This is a genomic window from Cellulophaga sp. F20128 (assembly GCF_023015805.1).
In the GTDB taxonomy this organism is placed as follows: Bacteria; Bacteroidota; Bacteroidia; order Flavobacteriales; family Flavobacteriaceae; genus Cellulophaga.
Map to the genome: position 1 here is coordinate 50090 of NZ_JALKBA010000015.1, position 18530 is coordinate 68619.

Annotated in this window: 14 protein-coding genes; 7 read left to right on the forward strand and 7 right to left on the reverse strand. The window is 35.6% G+C overall.

Going from position 1 to position 18530, the window contains the following annotated elements; all coding sequences use genetic code 11:
* From gshB to MWU65_RS13450, 3 genes are read left to right on the forward strand one after another with little or no spacing between them, the layout of a single operon-like run.
* The gene (gshB, locus tag MWU65_RS13440) at positions 1-1032 is read left to right on the forward strand and encodes a glutathione synthase (protein ID WP_247078672.1); all 1032 of its coding nucleotides are present in this window, start codon (positions 1-3) and stop codon (positions 1030-1032) included.
* A complete protein-coding gene (locus MWU65_RS13445; protein ID WP_247078674.1) occupies positions 1025-1852 on the forward strand; it encodes an N-formylglutamate amidohydrolase in 828 nt (275 codons plus the stop codon). The genes gshB and MWU65_RS13445 overlap by 8 nt, the downstream gene beginning before the upstream one ends.
* Positions 1852-3021 (forward strand): flavohemoglobin expression-modulating QEGLA motif protein, encoded by a 1170-nt coding sequence (locus MWU65_RS13450; protein WP_247078676.1) that lies wholly within the window; start codon positions 1852-1854, stop codon positions 3019-3021. Before MWU65_RS13445 ends, MWU65_RS13450 begins: the two co-directional genes overlap by 1 nt.
* A 79-nt stretch (positions 3022-3100) precedes the next feature.
* On the opposite strand, the gene MWU65_RS13455 is transcribed toward MWU65_RS13450, so the two are convergent.
* Entirely contained in the window at positions 3101-3883 is a 783-nt protein-coding gene (locus tag MWU65_RS13455) for an NIPSNAP family protein (RefSeq protein ID WP_247078678.1), read from the reverse strand.
* A gap of 237 nt (positions 3884-4120) precedes the next feature.
* On the opposite strand from MWU65_RS13455, the gene MWU65_RS13460 reads away from it, so the two are divergent.
* The gene (locus MWU65_RS13460) at positions 4121-5413 is read left to right on the forward strand and encodes a glycoside hydrolase family 27 protein (protein ID WP_247078680.1); all 1293 of its coding nucleotides are present in this window, start codon (positions 4121-4123) and stop codon (positions 5411-5413) included.
* 61 nt (positions 5414-5474) lie between these two features.
* On the opposite strand, the gene MWU65_RS13465 is transcribed toward MWU65_RS13460, so the two are convergent.
* The 4 genes from MWU65_RS13465 to MWU65_RS13480 all read right to left on the reverse strand — a co-directional run bounded on the left by MWU65_RS13465 (position 5475) and on the right by MWU65_RS13480 (position 11689).
* Positions 5475-7499, reverse strand: coding sequence for a mucoidy inhibitor MuiA family protein (locus tag MWU65_RS13465; RefSeq protein ID WP_247078682.1), 2025 nt, complete (start codon positions 7497-7499; stop codon positions 5475-5477).
* A gap of 143 nt (positions 7500-7642) precedes the next feature.
* The gene (locus MWU65_RS13470; protein WP_247078684.1) at positions 7643-8908 is read right to left on the reverse strand and encodes a mechanosensitive ion channel domain-containing protein; all 1266 of its coding nucleotides are present in this window, start codon (positions 8906-8908) and stop codon (positions 7643-7645) included.
* Positions 8909-9110: 202 nt separating this feature from the next.
* Positions 9111-9518, reverse strand: coding sequence for a thiol-disulfide oxidoreductase DCC family protein (locus MWU65_RS13475; protein WP_247078686.1), 408 nt, complete (start codon positions 9516-9518; stop codon positions 9111-9113).
* Positions 9518-11689: a DNA mismatch repair protein MutS gene (locus MWU65_RS13480; protein WP_247078688.1), complete on the reverse strand. Its 2172-nt coding sequence runs from the start codon at positions 11687-11689 to the stop codon at positions 9518-9520. The genes MWU65_RS13475 and MWU65_RS13480 overlap by 1 nt, the downstream gene beginning before the upstream one ends.
* A 154-nt stretch (positions 11690-11843) precedes the next feature.
* Here MWU65_RS13480 and MWU65_RS13485 point away from each other — a divergent pair, with 154 nt between their 5' ends.
* Complete coding sequence (locus tag MWU65_RS13485; protein WP_247078690.1) at positions 11844-12941, forward strand: helix-turn-helix domain-containing protein; 1098 nt, start codon at positions 11844-11846, stop codon at positions 12939-12941.
* Positions 12942-13025: 84 nt separating this feature from the next.
* On the forward strand, positions 13026-14396 hold the full coding sequence (locus MWU65_RS13490) for a S41 family peptidase (protein WP_247078692.1): 1371 nt from the start codon (positions 13026-13028) through the stop codon (positions 14394-14396).
* Positions 14397-14468: 72 nt separating this feature from the next.
* Here the strand turns inward: MWU65_RS13490 and MWU65_RS13495 are convergent, their stop codons facing one another.
* Together MWU65_RS13495 and MWU65_RS13500 are read right to left on the reverse strand one after the other, a co-directional pair.
* The gene (locus MWU65_RS13495) at positions 14469-16040 is read right to left on the reverse strand and encodes a sulfatase (RefSeq protein WP_247078694.1); all 1572 of its coding nucleotides are present in this window, start codon (positions 16038-16040) and stop codon (positions 14469-14471) included.
* Positions 16041-16047: 7 nt separating this feature from the next.
* The gene (locus MWU65_RS13500) at positions 16048-17481 is read right to left on the reverse strand and encodes a sulfatase-like hydrolase/transferase (RefSeq protein ID WP_247078696.1); all 1434 of its coding nucleotides are present in this window, start codon (positions 17479-17481) and stop codon (positions 16048-16050) included.
* Positions 17482-17713: 232 nt separating this feature from the next.
* On the opposite strand from MWU65_RS13500, the gene MWU65_RS13505 reads away from it, so the two are divergent.
* Positions 17714-18379, forward strand: coding sequence for a uracil-DNA glycosylase (locus MWU65_RS13505; protein WP_247078698.1), 666 nt, complete (start codon positions 17714-17716; stop codon positions 18377-18379).
* Positions 18380-18530: the final 151 nt, after the last annotated feature.

Here is an 18530-nt window from a genome sequence, read left to right on the forward strand (position 1 = left end):
ATGAATATTTGTTTTTTAATGTACCCTTGGGAAGAAATTGATCCAGAAAATGATACCAGTTTGGCTCTAATTCATGAGTGTATACGAAGGGGACATGGCGTTGGTTTATGTACACCTGCTAATTTGACTATTCGCAATAGTGTTACCAATGCATTTTGTACGGTTCTAAATAGAATGGAAAAAATTCCGGTCAATCTGAAAACTTTTTATAAGCAAGTAAAACTACGTGAAGAAATGTTGCCTTTGGCTGGGTTCGACGTGATTTTTATGCGTGGAAATCCACCCTTAGACCCTATAATGCTTAACTTTTTAGATTCAGTTAAGGATGATGTTTTTATTGTTAACTCCATTCAAGGCTTACGTGAGGCTAATAATAAATTATATACGGCTGCCTTTGGGGATTCTCATAGTAATATTATACCGGCAACCCATGTTTCTAAAAACAAGAATTACCTCATCAAACAAATTCGGGAATCTGAGGCCGATAAAATGATTTTAAAACCATTAAATGGTTTTGGAGGCTCTGGGGTAATATTGATAGAGAAATCTGCCATGTCTAATATAAAATCATTGTTAGATTTTTACATCACAAATTCTGACGGTAGTTCTAATTATGTAATCCTTCAAGATTATATAGAAGGAGCAGATAAAGGTGATATTCGTATTTTATTATTAAATGGAGAGCCTATTGGGGCTATGCGAAGAATTCCAGGAACAGAAGACCATCGATCTAATGTTTCAGCAGGAGGTACAATTGCAAAACATACCTTAAGTAAAGAAGAAAAAGCCTTGTGCAAACAGATAGGTCCTAAATTGGTTAATGACGGACTCTATTTTGTGGGTATTGACGTCATTGGTGGTAAATTGGTTGAAGTCAATGTAATGTCGCCCGGTGGGATAACCTATATGAACAAGGTATATAAAACAAAACTTCAAAAACAAGTGATCGATTTTGTAGAAAGTAGAGTTTTAGACAAGTTGCAAGCTTTTGATAGAAGATCTAGATTAAGAAGCGAAGTAGACAATGCTTAAATTATCTATTACAGATATCATTCACAATATTGAGTCTGGTCTTAAATTTGAAGCAGTTGCTGAAGACTATTCCTTTACTTTAAAGATTGATGAATATGTTCCTTTTGTTTGTGCGGCCGTGCATGATGGACATCAGTTTCGGAAATCGCTTTGGGATAATTGCCTGCATACTGCTTATGAACGTTGGTATGAAGAAGACCCTTGTACCAAACAAATGATACAGAATCAGCCCATAGTTCTGGCAGGCTGCGATAGTAGGTTTGAATACGATTTAAATAGAGCACCTGATGCAGCCATTTACACGGATGCTTGGGGGAAAAAGCTTTGGAAAAACGAGCTTTCAGCAATTGAAAAAAGAATTAGTTTACAAAAACACCAGTCATTTTATAAGGTAACTGCGGCGCTACTGACTAAGTTGGAAGTTTTACATCCCAAAGTCTTAGTTTTTGATATGCACAGTTACAATTGGAAACGGTGGGATCGGGAAGTGCCTACTTGGAATATGGGAACCAAAAATATTGACACGGAGAGATTTGGAGTTTTTACCGAAGCATGGCGTAAAAAATTAGAGCAACTACAATTGCCTAACGGCTTAAAATCTACATCTAAGCTTAATGATACTTTTCAAGGAAATGGTTACTTTTTAAAGTTTATCACCCAAAATTTCACTAATTCACTCGTTTTTGCCACAGAAATGGCAAAAATTTATTGTGACGAAGAATCTGGAGTAATATTCCCAGAAGTTGTACAAGCAGTGGCAACGGCATTAAAAAACATAATACCTTTGCAAGTAACTGAATTTAGTAATAGTAACGTATAATGCAAGAATCACTCAAAGTTGAGTTAAAAAATGAATTTGCCGATCTTTTTGAGATCGATGCCAATTTAAACCGGTTAGTAAAACGAATAGAATTACTTAGCTATGTTAATCCCCAGAATTTAGAAAAGGAGAAGCAGCGCTTTTTTGCGTCTAAATTTACTGAGGTTCCTGAATTTAAATACCCCAAGTTAAAATTTGATCCTTATAAATTACACCGGTTATTTTTTTCACAACGTTTAGAACGTATAGAAGATGATGCTATTCGCAAACTTTACCAGGATATCATATACTACTATTCTAATATGATACAGTGTATTGAAACCATTGGCAAGGAAAATAAATTCTACTACAACTCCTTAAAAATTTACGGTACACCAACAGAGAAAGATGTACAGAACGCAGAGTTTATATTGCATTTTAAGAATGAAGAATTAACTCCAGACCAAGATAAGAAATACACGGCTCAGCAAGCAGTTTCTTATTTTGAAGAATTTGGCAAGCAGTATAATTTTCCTATAAATATAAAATTATCTACCAATATTGCAGCAGATGCCATGGTAAGCAATGCTACTAAAAGTTTGTTCATTAAAAAGAATGCCAAGTTTAGCGACAATCAGTTATTGACCTTGGCACATCACGAAATAGGCGTGCATTTGGTAACTACCTATAATGGCGGCTTACAACCTTTGCAAATTTTTTCCAATGGATTTCCTAAGAATGTAGAAACTCAAGAGGGATTGGCTGTTTTTAGCGAATATATGAGTGGTGCATTAACTTTAAAAAGATTAAAGGAGTTGTCTTATAGAGTGTTAGCCTCTGATAGTTTGATAAAAGGGTATAATTTTGCAGATACGTTCGATTTAATTCACAATCAATACAAATTGAATAAGAACGATGCCTTTTCCATAACATTACGAGCACATCGAGGGGGCGGATTTACTAAAGATAGGCTATACCTTAGTGGTTTGCGTAAAATATTTAAGCGTTACCAAAATGAAAAATCTATGGATATTTTACTCAGAGGTAAGGTTACCTTAGAATATGAAAATGCCATTACTAACTTGGAAAGTATGGGCCTATCTGAAAAAATAACGCATACCAATATTGCCTACAATCAATGTTTAAACAGCAATGAAACACTAGACTTTATATTGAATAATTTAAAGTAAGCTCAAGTTAGCGTCACAAAAAAACTTCCTTTGCTCACAAAAAGAAAAGGAGGTCTTGTTAATTGTAGTGTTTTGGTCACTAATAGTCCGAATATTCGGTAGGATAAAGCAATAGAATATCTGCCTTATTCATATTGTTTTTGTATTTTTTTTCAGCAGATAATTTTTTCCATACAGGTGAATTCCGAAAGGTATCCCACTTGGCATCTCGTTGTTCCATATTGGTATGGGTGGTCATATACATCAGGTTTGGCATATGATCTCCTGAAATCACTTTGGCATAGAACACGGCATTAAACCCTAAATCATTAAATAGTTTAATTTCTCCCCCAGCATTAAACATAGCTACCTTATTCAAATAGGTCTTTTCCGTTGGAGACTCATAACTGCGGAGTTCATATACTCGGTCGGCTCTTGGGCCTTCTACCGGACTTGGCAACAATTTTGGCATTCCGGTAAAGGCTCGTAAAATAGTGCTGGTAAAGCGTTCGTAAGGCGGATTTTTGAAGGATGCGTTAATATAATCACTTCCTGCCAATTGGTAGTCTTTATCTTCTGATAAGCGTTTATCTAACCCTTCAAATTGCGAAAGGGAAGAAAAAGGAATCAAAACATAGATTTTATTTGCTAATGTAAACTTGTTTGGTCTTAGTTTGAAGACACCCACTTGGGTAATTCCTGTTTTATTAAGTGCAGGTAAAAGCGCTTCTTTTAGGTACAGGTCCATCGCACTTTCCTGTTTTTCATTTTTGATGGTATAGGTTTTTAGTTGGTAGTACTCTTCCTCTTGTGCGTTAAGGGTTGTGCAAGTGAAGCTTGCCAAAAGTAAAAAGACAAAAAGGGTAGGGAACAGTTTTTTCATAGTATGTAGTATGTATTCATTACGAACCTAAATAAATTAGCCCAAATAGCCTATTAATACTCCTAATTTTCACAAATCCTGTAAATTTATGGTTTTTTCACCGCTTCGTTCTTGATTGTTATTTCTAGTCTGAACTGCTATCTCCCAACAAAAGCAACATTTGTTTTAATTTTAATATCCTATACCGTAAATTGCTACATTTACAATAAATAACAAATACTTATACCCACTTTTTTAATGACTTCATTACATAACAAAATTAATATTTTACGATCACTTCCTTTTGTGTTTCTCAGTCTTTCTATGAGCTGTAAAGTGGTTACGAACACCAATGCATTACCAGAAACTGTAAATTTAATAAAGCTGGATACAGCTACTCCTATCTATAAAACACCTATTATGGGATGGGCAAGTTGGAATAATTATAGGGTGAATATCAATGAGTCTATCATTAAATCGCAAGCAGATGCTATGGTAATATCAGGATTAAAGGACGTGGGGTATTCCTATATCAATATTGACGATGGTTTTTTTGGAGGAAGAGATGCAAGGGGTAATATTGTAGCACATCAAGATAGATTCCCTAACGGAATGAAAACCATGGCTAGTTATATCCATTCAAAAGGATTAAAAGCTGGTATTTATTCAGATGCAGGTAGTAATACATGTGCTGCCTATTGGGATAAAGACACCATTGGTGTTGGAATGGGATTGTATGGCTTTGACAAGCGCGATTTAACTAGATATCTAAAGGAATGGGACTATGATTTTATAAAAGTAGATTGGTGTGGTGGCGAATGGTTGGGATTAGATGAAGAAGTGCGGTATACAGAAATTGGGAAAATTATAAAGGAAATAAAACCAAATGCAGGTTACAATATATGTCGTTGGGAATTCCCTGGAAAATGGGTGACACAAGTGGCCGATTCTTGGCGGATTTCTGGAGATATAAATAATACTTTTCAATCTATAATGCATATCATTGATCTCAATGCAGATTTATGGATGTACAGTTCAGAGGGGCATTATAATGATATGGACATGCTGCAGGTGGGCAGAGGTATGAGTTATGAAGAAGATAAAGCACATTTTTCCATGTGGAGTATGATGCAGTCGCCGCTTTTGCTGGGGAATGATTTAACCAAAATGAGTGCAGAAACTATTGGTATTGTAACCAATGAAGATGTTATAGCATTAAACCAAAGCCCCTTTTCATACCAAGCCAGACGGTTGGTAGATTATGGCGCTTTAGAGGTTTGGGCCAAACCTTTGGTTTCTACAATGAGTGGGGAAGTAGCCGTTGCCTTATTAAACAGGTCAGATACGGACACTATTATTCCTTTTGAATTAAAGGCAGTAGGGATTGATGCTTCTAAAACCTATATTTATAAGGATTTATGGTCTAAAAAAACACAGGGTACTACCTTAAATGAAAAGATAAAAATTGAGGTACCATCACATGGGGTAGTGGTCTTAAAAATCACAGGAACATCCTTGCCGTATAATGTGTTTCAGTATAAGGATAAATAGGATTATCCACTTAGATATAGCGAGGATTACTCCTCGCTGTTTTTTGAAATGTCATTGTAAGTTACAAAGATATATGCTTATTTTTTGGGTACTTCACTTGGTATGAAAAGCGTTCTTTTTGCGTTGCTTTACTTTTTAAATTTAGGTTCCAACGCAACACTCCGTTTTTAGCATTGTATTCAGCTGCATAGGTCTCCATTTCACTCACTTTAATTTCATTGTTTTCGGATAGGGGAATCCTATCCATCAATGTAATGGAGACGCTTGTATTTTTGTTGTTCTTAATTTCAAGATCATATGCTCTGTTTAAAATCCTGTTGTTTCCTAAAAAAGATTTGTCCTTAAAATTACGATCTTGTTTTCTTGTTACCGTTATTCCTGCATCAATACCCAACGAAATAGTCATTTCTTTAGCAGTTGTATATGGATCTAAGACCGTTTTACCTGCAAATCCTCCTTTGAAATAAATATTAGCTTCACCGGGTAATAAATTAAATTGTTCCCAATCATTAAAGGCTGCGGTTAAAAATACATTTTCATTGATTACAGGGATGGCCAAATACTCATATTTGGCATCCAAAGTAAAAGTATTTATTTCCAAGGATATAATATCTCCGTCCGATGCAATAGAATATGGTTTTTTTATGGCAAATAAGGTATGGGTAACATCATTTTCTGTTTTACTCTTTTTTGTCGTAATAAGAATTACACCAGCACTTGCATTACTGCCATAAATTCCTGTGGCGTTCTCACTCTTTAGCACTTCCATTGATTGTATGTCTGCAGCATCTATATCGCCTTCCTCAAAATTTGGCATAGGAACGCCATCTATAACATAGAGCGGTAACTCTTGAGCAACACTTGGGGCTCCTTTAATTTTAATTCCAGCTACCTTTCCAGACAATGCATTAGACCTACCATAGCCAACAACGACAACCTCATCTAATTGAGCGTGATTTTCTTCCATTCGAGTATTTATAATAGAGGCATAAATAGGGGTTTCAGAAGAGGTATAACCGATATAAGAAAACTCTAATTCTTGACCGGTTGTAATGACCAAACTATAATTACCATCCAAATCTGTTTGTGTACCATTATTGGTTCCTTTAATAACCACATTACAGCCTGGCAAAGGCTGTCCAGATGCATCCGTAACTCTCCCTATTACTTTTTTTACAGCCGGATTGTAGTAATACTTGCTTTTTTGTATGGCTGTTGGTCTGTACCAATTAGCATTGACAAAATTAAGGTACTGAGCTTCTATGTTTGGTTTTGTTGTCTGTTGTATTGGATTTCCGGTAGATAAGTTAATTTTCACATGCTGCCAATCCGCACCGGTATTTTGGTATACATTAGCTTTGTATTTTAGTTGTATACTACTATTGAGTGCTTCAGATTTAATATCATAGGTTGGCACCCAACCAGCATCAGTAACCAAGTAAGAAATCATTAGATTCAAGGAGGTTGCTATAGGAGCGTCAAATTTCACAATCAATTCACCTTGTGCAATAGCAGGTCCTTTAGTAAGTTCTTCTTGCTGTAGCCTTAATTCTCTTACTGCTTCGTTATGGCTATTTATTTCTAGGTTGATATTAAAAACTTCATTTTTAATGGCTGTAATTCGTTCTCGGTAATACGTGCTAATCTGTTTTAACTTTTCTAAATTTAAAGACTCATTGGTAGCGCTAATACTCCTATTCGTTGTTATTAAGAGTTCTTCCTCATGCAAACCTGAAATTTTATTGTTTAACAGCGCTATTTTAGAGGTCAATTCCTTTATCTTATCTTGTACTTTTGAGGCTTCTGGCAAAACCATAAAGCTATCTAAATAGTTTATTCCATAATCTATAGATACAATGGAAACCGTTTGCAAACCTGAAATCTGAATACTATTTTCATCAACTTTAGAAGATAAGCCTGTAAATTTTAACTCGGTAGTTCCAGCAGCTAAATTAAAAGAACTGCTTCTGGTTATATGTGCACCACTGAGATATACGGTTACTTCTTTAATTTTTGAAGGTATTTTTTTGTCGTTGGCAAAAAGAGTAAATGGAATTAGGAGCAAAATATAGATATAGTTCTTCATCGTAGTGGTTTTTAAGGTTAGTCAAACCTATAACCAAATCCTGCGATATAAAACCAATACTACGCATGTGCATCCCTTTGTAGCGTAAAGTGGTGGTTTGGATGAGTAAACTCGCTTTTGTTCCAAGCTACAATTGTGAATACCTATTTTTTAACGGCTGTATTAAAATCACCACCACTTGGTAGTTCAAATAATTCCAATTCAAAATAGGGAGTAGCCGCTAATAAATGATCAAAAATATCGGACATAATGTACTCGTAGTTTTCCCAACGTTTGTCATTGCTAAATGCATAGACTTCCAACGGAATACCTTGAGGGGTAGGAGCCAATTGCCTTGCCATTATAATCATATCTTTGTTGATAGCGGAATGGTTTTTTAGATAGGTGTCTATATACTTTCTAAAGATGCCAATATTAGTCAAGTTTCTACCGTTAATCAATAACGATTTGTCTACATTTTTTTCCGTATTATAAGCAACGATATTTTCTTGTCTGCCAACGATATACTCGGAAACTAAACCTATTTTTTTTAGCTTTACAAGCTCCTTATCCGTTAAAAATTTAATGCTTTCTTGTTTAATAATAAGGGCTCTCTTTATACGCCTTCCCGGAGAATTTGTCATACCGCGCCAGTTCTTAAACGAATCAGAGATCAGTGCATAGGTTGGTATGGTGGTAATGGTATTGTCAAAATTTTGAACCTTTACAGTGGCTAAATTAATCTCAACCACATCGCCATCTGCCCCGTAATTATCAAAGGAAATCCAGTCGCCAATGCGCACCATATCATTGATAGAAACCTGTATGCTGGCTACAAAACCAAGGATTGTATCTTTAAATATTAATAGAATTACTGCCGATGCTGTTCCTAATCCAGTTAGGAATTTCCAAAGTTCAATTTCCGTTAAAATGGAAATGGCAAACAATAGGCCTACTGCCCAAAGGAAAATCATAAAAACTTGAATGTAACTGTCTATGGGTTTATCCTTTAAATTGGGTATGGTTTTAAAGTAATCCTTTATGGTATTTAAGATACTACGTACTACCCAAAGTGAAAGAATAATACCAAAAACCTCCAAACTTTTTAAAGCAAAATGTTCTGCTATTGGAAAACTTATAAATACATAAGGAATTATCTTATATGCTACTATCACAGGGACTATATGTGCAATGTTCCGTGGCACCTTATTGCGTACTAGAAAATCGTCAAAATTAGTGTCCGTTACACTCGTAAATCGCGCAAATAAGTTTCTGATTACTTTCCGAAGTCCAAAATCAAAAATTAGAAGTACTACGACTAAAATTAACAGTAATAATAGGCTATTTAAATATTGCGCAGCAACGTCATTTACTCCTATTTCTACTAAGTAATCATGAATTAAGCAAGCAACGTCTTCCATTGTAAACATACATTCTACATTTTAAAAATTCCAAGTCCTCGGGGCAAGGCCACGAGCCATAAAATGGAAAAATTGAATTGATTTTTAATAACCCTTAGGATTTTAAACCCTGTAGTTAAAATGAAATGCAAAATTAACCAATAAGAATGTAATTCCCTTGCAAATATGACAGTATTCCTAGAATAGAAAAACCATCAAACAGAACGATTCCCTAGTCTAAAAATTTTGCTTTCAGCTCTGGAGTAGGAATCATACACGCTTCCTTTTTACCGTACCATTTGTATCGGTTTTTGGCAATATAGTCATATATAAAATCATTGAAAGAGGAGGGTAGTTGTTCAAAGATCCATAACAACTGCCAAATTCCACCAAAATGTTTTCCAATTTTTAAGGCTGCCTCAGCTTTCGTATAATAAGCAACACCTGGTTCAATCAGGATAATGGAATCCACTTGTGTTGTATCTATATTGCGATCCGAAATAAATTTTTGACCAGTATCTCCTTGTAAGGTAGCAAAGCGAAAGCTGTCTTTTTTATCGTGCTTAATAATAAATTGCACAGCATTATCACAGAGATTGCAGACCCCATCAAACAGGATTATTTTTTTATCTTTTTCCATTATTTCTTTGCTTGTACTAATTCCAATTGCTCTACACTTGCCTTGGTTGTAAAAAGGCCATAATTAATGACAACTTTATTTTTCTCTACGGAATCAATAGTGCCTACTGCCTTTCCATCGGTTAGTCGTACTCTGTCGCCAACCTTATAAATAGGTTTGGGCTTTAGCTTTTCCTTGACAATCGCTTTTTTCTTTTCTACTTTTTTCTTTTCACGAATAACCTCTACTTTTTTGGCAACTTCCTGTTCTACTTGTTTTTTCTTTACTTTTTGTGCTTTTACCTCTTTAACCGTTTTCTTTTTACGCTTGCTATTTTCTGTTTCTACAATACGCAGTAATTCGGAGACTAAGATCCTTTTTTTAGTATCTTGAAAATACTTTTCGGCAGCATCATTTACTTTATTCCCCAAATAAATCATCCGCTGATTGTGGTCGTACAATTCTTGGTAATTCTCTAACTTGGATTTGACCTTACTATTTAAATCTTCTAAACGTTTGGATTCTTCCCGGGCTTTGGATTCCTCTTCTTGCAATCTGGAGCCTGTTTTTTCCATCTTACTGCGTTCCTTTTGCATTTTCGCAATGGTGGCATCAAAACGAACTTTACCACCTTCAATCTTTTTCTTAGCCTTATTGATTAAGCTATAGGGAATCCCATTTTTCTGGGCTACTTCAAAGGTAAAGGAACTACCAGCCTGGCCCAACATCAATTTAAAGGTAGGTTCTAGGCTTTTTGAATCGAACAACATATTGGCATTGGTAGCATAGGGCAATTCGTTCGCCAATAATTTTAGGTTGGCATAGTGCGTAGTAATAACACCATAGGCACCACGTTCGTAAAAAACTTCTAAAAAAGCCTCGGCCAAAGCACCACCCAATTCAGGATCACTACCGGTACCGAATTCATCAATTAAAAAAAGTGTTTTATCGTTACACTTCTTTAAAAAATAGTTCATGTTCTTGAGTCGGTAACTATAGGTACTTAAATGATTTTCAATGGATTGATTGTCTCCAATATCCGTTAGTATTTTTTCAAACAAGCAAACCGTACTGCGTTCGTGCACCGGAATTAACAAACCACTTTGTAGCATTACCTGTAAGAGTCCAATGGTTTTCAGGGTGATACTTTTTCCACCGGCATTGGGACCAGAAATCACAATAATTCTGTTCTCTTGTTCCAAGGTTATGGTTTGTGGCCAGGTTTTTTCGTTCTTTCTTGTATTCGAAATGTATAAGAGTGGGTGATAGGCATCACGCAAATGCATCACTCTTTCTTCACTAATCTTTGGTAGGATAGATTTGGTGTCCTGCGCATATTTGGCTTTGGCAGCGGTAATATCCATCTGCGTTAAATAATTTTGGTAGTCTACCAAGATATAGCCAAAAGGCCGGATGGCAGCGGTAAGCTCCTTTAAAATACGTTGTACCTCTTCCTTTTCATCAAACTCTAAGTTGTTAAGGTCTCTACTATAACGTAGGGTGGCTTCAGGTTCTATATAGACAATACTTCCGGTTTTAGAAGTACCCATAACAGCCCCTTTTACCTTTTTTCGATGCATGGCTTTTACGGCCAATACTCGCCTGTTTTCTACGACAGATTCTCGTATTTCATCTAAGTAGTCGGCCGAATTATAAGTGTTTAAGGCGGATAAAAAACTAGAGTTAATTTTACCTTTTACGGCATTGATGTCTCTACGGATGCTAAATAATGCTGTGGATGCCTTATCGCGTACGTCACCAAACTTATCTATGATTGCATCTATAGCCGTTGGGATTTCTGATAATACCGTTAAATTTTCTGAATTGTTATAAAGTAGGGGGTAATACTCCTTAAATTTTTTAAAGAATTTGGTATGTACCACAACCGTATTACAAATGCTTCCTATTTTACGAAAACCAGCAATTTCTAAGGTTGCATTTTCTATTTTTAACAAATGAATCTCTTTGGTAATGGTATCAAACCCGTGATTGGGAATCCGATTATCATTATCAAAAGAAGCAACATACTCATGGGTACGCCCCAAACTGTCTAGAATTTCTTCTTTGGTTTCATAAGGCATGAGTTCCAATACCAATTCTTTTCCTAATTCTGTGCTACAACGTAGGTTTAAATGTTCCAAAACGGTATGGAATTCTAAATCTTGTAGGGTCTTGGAATGAATTTTAAGCATTGTCTATTTTTAAGCTTGGCAAAGGTACAGATAAGAGTTGAAAATTGGAATAGGATTTTGATGCATTTGGGATTGCTTAAAATAACTGTAAATTAGCCTAAGTTTTACCTATGTCCGATTAATTGAATACTAACCCCTGATTGAAAACCTTTTAATGGAATTGCTTTTTCTACTCAATATTATTCTTGGGTTTGTTTTTGGAGCCTTATTGGTTTTTAAAGCAACCTTAACGAGTAAAACAAATAAATATCTTGGGTATGCGGTCTGGGTTATTTCTTTTATAATGTTGAATGGCTTGTTAAAAGAAATGGGTTTTTACGACGAATACGACTTACTAACTATTTTTTACGATATAGAATGGATTTTCCTGTTTCCTGTTTTTATTTTTGTTTATATAATTAAAGCTACCAAGCACAATCTAAGCAAAACCAAAGAAACTAAATTCCTATATCTCCCTTTCATTTTTTCGATTGCCTTAAACCTTTTTAATAATTTAGAAAGGGATTTTGAATTATTTAGCCTAAAGAATCCAATAGCAGTTTACATTAAAGCTAGTCTGTTTTCAATTGAAAATTCTTTTGTTTATATGTTTAATTTTCTAATGTTGATCTGGTTATTCTTCATCTTAAAAAATGATAAAAATCAAATTAGAATCACATGGTTATGGCGATTATGGGCTGTTATTTTTGTTTTGGTTGTTTTATGGATATTGCTTGATTTTGTAGAGCATTATTCTCAAGGTAATGACTCTAGTGTTTATATAAATATATTGTTTACTGGATTATCCTTTTTTCTGTATTGGATTTCGTACAATGCCATTTACAAGTCCAGATTGTATGCAGAAGCGGAAGAGATTACGAAGCTATTGAATGTTCAAAATTTAGTTATAACCAATACTTCAAATCCTGTATCTAAAAATCCTCATTTTCTAAAGTTCGAAAATCTTTTTAAAGAAGGTCATATCTATAGAGACCCTAATATTACACGAGAATCTGTAGCCGAAAAGTTAGAGATTAGTGCAGGGTATCTTTCACAGTTGATCAATGCTCACATTGATGAAAATTTTTCGGGCTATGTAAATCAATTCCGGGTAAACGAAGTAAAAACTATGCTTCTCGATAAAACTTTTGACAAATACAATATTGAATCCATTGGATTAGAAGCTGGATTTTCATCTAAAACAACATTTTATAATGTGTTTAAAAAAATTACGGGAATGACTCCTAAAGAGTTTAAAAACCAACAAGAATAAGTGCTAATTTCTACAGTTCTAACAAAATGAAACTGCTTATGAAAGAATGACTACTAGTTTTGAATAAAATTAAAACTTAAAAATATGTCATTTCTTAAATTAAATTATTTCCTTAGATTCATACTCTTATTTGTTTTTGCTATCCTTTTTCTATTTAGTTGTTCAGATGATGATGATATGTCTATTGAAACAACTGACTTTTGGTATACCCCAGAAAAAGGATATGTCTTAGAAAGAAGAGGTAATAATTATAAACTCTATGGCACTTCAACTTCAGGATGTGTTTTAATTGATAATGACCTAAGGTCAGAAAATTATGCTGGCATAGCTTTCAATGAATTTGGAGACCAGCTTATAGGTTCTTCAGAATTACTTGCGGGAAATATCAATTTTAATAGGTTAATAAATGTGGATGAATATTGTGATCTCAATATGTTGGCGCAAACAAATGACCCTGAAGTTAACTTTCAATATTTCTGGGATATTTTTAATGACTATTACGCCTTTTTTGAGTTGCGAAATGTGAATTGGCAGGATAAGCTTGCTCTAAAAACAACAGTAAATCCAAATACTTTGTACGATGTATTGGAACGTATGATTCTACCTTTACAAGATGGTCATGTTAGTATTGTTAATGAGGATTTGGATATCAATTCTAACAGAGCTCATTTGTTAGAAATTATAAACTCAAATTTATCCCCAAATGATCATATTGAAACTACTGATGCGCTTATTTCAATATTAAATCAACGGATTTCATTTATAAATTCGACCTATTTAAACAACGCCACCAATAGTGATAGTAATGGAAATATGGTTTGGGGGTTACTCACTGAGGATGTTGGTTATTTTAATGTAATTTCTATGGAAGGCTATGCTGCTATTGACAAAGAATTATCTACGGTAGATGATTTAATGACAGAGATAATGCAAGATGTTGCCGCCGCCAATGTAGATAAATTGGTTATTGACTTACGATTTAATACTGGTGGTCATGACGGTGTATCCTTAGAAATTGCATCTCGATTTGTTACTAGTACAAGAAATGTCTTTACAAAAAAAGCAAAAATTAAAAATGGTTTTACGGACAAACAAACCATTTCATTAGTACCCAAAGGGGATTATCAATTCACAGGAGATATTGTACTGCTGACAAGTCCAGTTACGGCCAGTGCAGCCGAAATTTTTGTGTTATGTTTAAAAGATTTGCCAAATGTTACCATTGTTGGGCAAAATACAAACGGGGCCTTTTCAGAAATTTTAACGCATCGATTACCGAATGGAACTTTTATTGGTTTATCGAACCAAATTTATGCTGATAATGCTGGAAACGTATTTGAAGGGATCGGAATTGGTCCTGTACAAGAAGAAAATGAAATTCCTTTTTTGAGTTCACCAGATTTCATTAATTCCATTGACAGTGGAATAGAAAGAAGTTTAGCTATTTTAGAATAAAATAAATTAAATACTAGACTTAAGAAGAGAACGAAGTACTGCTACATCTTAAGTCTAGTATTTTCTTATAAATTAATCTACAGTCACCTTACTTTTCCACCAATCTTTATTTGGGGTAAAGTCTTTATCCAAAACCTTTTTACGCTCTGCTTCCCGATATGGTAATTGTTTGGTTCTTATGTTTATATCCCGTAAACTATCTTTTTCTGCGTCGTATTCAGTGTCATGCATGGCCATATTAGCATTTACACTTGTAAGCCATTCTTGTAATTCTGTAGCCAATGCCTTTGTTTTTTCCTCGTTAGCAGCAGCAATATTAGTTTGTTCTGAAGGGTCTTCTTTTAAATTATACAATTCATTGCGATCATCTTCATAATAATGAATCAACTTAAAATTGTCTTTTAGAATCATAGAAGATGGCTCACCACCTTGATTCCCATAATGAGGATAATGCCAAAACAGGGGTCGGTTTGCAATTGTTTTACCATCCAAAAGGGGTTTTAAACTAATTCCGTCTTTATGATTGTTTGGCAATAGTGGAATCCCCGCTAAATCCAAGATCGTAGGGTAGAAGTCGGTCCCAATCGCTGGGTATTCAATAGTTTTAGTTGTATTTCCGGGCACTTTTATAAAATAAGGTTCCCGAATTCCGCCTTCCCATTGGTAGCCTTTACCGCCTCGTAAGGGCAGGTTAGACGTTGCATAAGCATCACCAGAGGCAACACCACCATTGTCTGATGTAAAAACGACTATGGTATTATCATCCAAGCCCAATTCTTTTAGTTTGGCTAAAACCACACCCACGGCATCATCCATAGATTCTACCAAACCACCATAGATAGGGTTGTCTTGTACCGTCCGAATAGGAAGAACGCGTTCCATTTCAAATCCGTTTTCAGGAATCCCTTGTTGCTCTGCTTTGTTTCTATATTTTTCCCATTTTTCCTGAGTGGTTTGTATGGGGCCATGCACCGCATAAAAAGAAAGAAAAGCAAAGAACGTAGAATCTTTGTGCTGTTCAATAAAACTTGCGGTTTCATTGGCCAATCGCATGGAAAGGTTTTCACCATCTTTTTTATTTTCAATTTTGGGATTTTTCCAAGGTGAGAAATAGCCTCCAGCGGGACTACCGGCATGCCAACCTGCTATATTGTAATCGAAACCGTGATGTTCTGGAGAAGAATCTTCACCCCCTAAATGCCATTTTCCAGCAAAAAACGTTGTGTAGCCCGCACTTTTCATTGCTTCTGCCATAGTAATATCTTCTTTGGGGAGGTTGTGTATGTATTCAGCAGGTAACAATTTATCATGCCGATTCGTTTTACGCCATTGCTCGCCAGATGCTGCACCAATCCAGTCGGTTATTTTATGACGGGCTGTAAATTTCCCCGTAAAAATACTGGCTCTAGACGGACTACAAACTCTACTTGCAGCATACCCTTGTGTAAATACAGTACCTTCTTTTGCCAATTGATCAACATTGGGTGTTTCATAATAGGTACTTCCGGTTACACCTAAATCGTGTAGTCCCAAGTCATCCACCAAAATAAATAGTACGTTTGGTTTTTTAGGGCTTTCCTTTTTTTCGGAACAAGAAATAAGGGTTGTAACTGCTAAGAGTAAAAATAGAATTCGTGTTTTCATAAGTATTTTAGTTGTAATCGTTTCCGTTTTGGCTATTTTTTACAGAAGCCATCCATTGTTGTAATTCCTTTTTAAGTTTTTCAACCATGGCTTTATTATCGGCCGCTATATTATTTTTTTCTGATGGGTCTTTGAGTAAATCGTACAATTCAAAAGTAACACCCTTGTCTACACTTATTAATTTAAAGGTATCGTTTACCCAAGATAACCGATGCTGATACTCAAATCCGATTGGGGCATTTCGTATCGATTTGTTTTCTTGTATGATAGGTAATAGGCTTACCCCATCTAAGGGTCTGTCATCGGGCTTTGGTAAATTCAAAATATCAAGTACCGTAGGTAGGTAATCACTGGTTACAGCAGGGAAATCTGTGTGTGTATTTGCATTTAGTTTGTCTTTCCAAACTACAAATGCCGGTACGCGAATACCACCTTCATACAAGCTGCGTTTTCGCTCTCTAAAAGGTAAGGCACTACCAGGGGTATTTCTTTCAGGGCCATTATCACTACAAAACCATAGTATGGTATTTTCATCCAATCCCTTTGCTTCCAAATGTTGCCACAAGCGCCCAATTTGCTCATCCATTTCGGTAATTGCTCCAAATAAAAGTTGCTCTTTTAGCGGCATATCGGCGTACATAGCCCTGTGAATACTATCGGTAACCAAGGGTAAGTGGGGCGTATGGATCCAAACGGTTGTGAAAAAAGGAGTTTTATTGTCGGCCGATTTATCAATAAAAGGAAGCACTCTATCCATAATAATTTTGGTGTCGCTTCCGCTTAAATTTTCGGTTTCTTTTATTTCGTTGCCAATCCAATAGGAGGTGCCATAAGACTGACTATCACCCGTAGTTACAGCTTTCCAACCATATTGTTTGCTTTCGCCTTCATCAAAAGTTTTTGGATACACCAAAGGGTCAAAGGTGGGTACTTTAGATTCTGTACTAAAAAAAGAATCGTAGCCGTGCATGGTTGGAATGGTGAAATCAGTTGCGAATTTGGGATTTCCGCCGCGGTTGGCATCCAATTCTTTTTTGGTAAGCGTCCCAAGGTGCCATTTTCCAAAATGTGCTGTTGCATAGCCTTCTTTTTTTACGATTTCGGCGATTGTAATCTCCCCTTCCCGCAAATGCCCGTCGTTGGCATTATTGATATTGGTCCGCTTTGGGTGCCTTCCGGTCATGACACTAGCTCTTGTGGGGGAACAAACTGGTGAAGCTGAATAAAACCGATTAAAAGTAACACCGGCTGCAGCTAAGCCGTCTAAATTTGGAGTTTTTATCGTAGTATTTCCGTTGAAGCCAACATCATTCCATCCCAAATCATCCACCATTATTAAAATAATATTGGGTTTTTCTGTTGGAATCGTCTTTTTGTTATCCGTACAACTGGTAAAAGCGAAACAAATTAGGAGTGTTAATGTGTAATATTTTTTAGTCATTATAGGGGTTTTATGGAACGCTAAAGATACACAGAAACGCTTAAAACAACCAGTACTAAAATTGTTAGAATTAAAACAGATTTCCCGCTATGTTAGAATTGGTTCTAGTTTAAAGTGTTTTAGAAAATTCATTCTTGTTGGTAGTTTTTGACAATTTATTTTATTTCGGTCTTAGAATGTTTTTAGATCCTTTAAGATAGTACTATTTTAGTTGTTCAAAGTAAAAGTAACGATGGGGGAACAGATAGAATCTAGTTGGAAAAAGCAGTTGCAAACAGAAATAGAACAGCCCTATTTTAAGGAGTTAACTGATTTTGTACAGCAAGAGTATGCTACAACAACTTGTTACCCTGCCGAAAAGGAAATCTTTGCTGCTTTTGATTGGAGTAACTTTGATTCCACGAAGGTGGTGATTATAGGGCAAGACCCCTATCACGGTCCCAAACAAGCCAATGGTTTGTGTTTTTCGGTTCAGGATACAATTCCACACCCCCCTTCATTGATTAATATTTTTAAAGAGATCGCTACAGATATCAATGTACCCTACCCTAAAAGTGGCAATTTGGAACGTTGGGCCAAACAAGGGGTATTGTTGCTGAATGCTACCCTAACGGTTAGAGCACATGAAGCGGGGAGCCATCAAAAAAAGGGATGGGAAACCTTTACGGATGCGGTGATTCAAAAAATTTCAGATGAAAAAGAAGGGATTGTTTTTTTGCTTTGGGGCGGATTTGCAAAAAAGAAAACGAAATTAATAGATGTCACGAAGCATCATGTGTTAACATCAGGGCATCCTTCTCCTTTAAGCGCTAATAGAGGGTATTGGTTTGGAAACAAGCATTTTAGTGGAACTAATGCTATATTAACCAGTATGGGAAAAGATCCTATTAAGTGGTGAAAAATAAGTCCAAAGTCTAAAAGTAGAAAGTGAACAACCATCAACTATTTACCAACAATGTCACTTCGAGTGAATTGTTTTGTAGCGTTAGCGGAGAAATAATTAGTACTTCGACAAGCTCAGCAGAACTATCGAGAAGTTTTAATGGTAC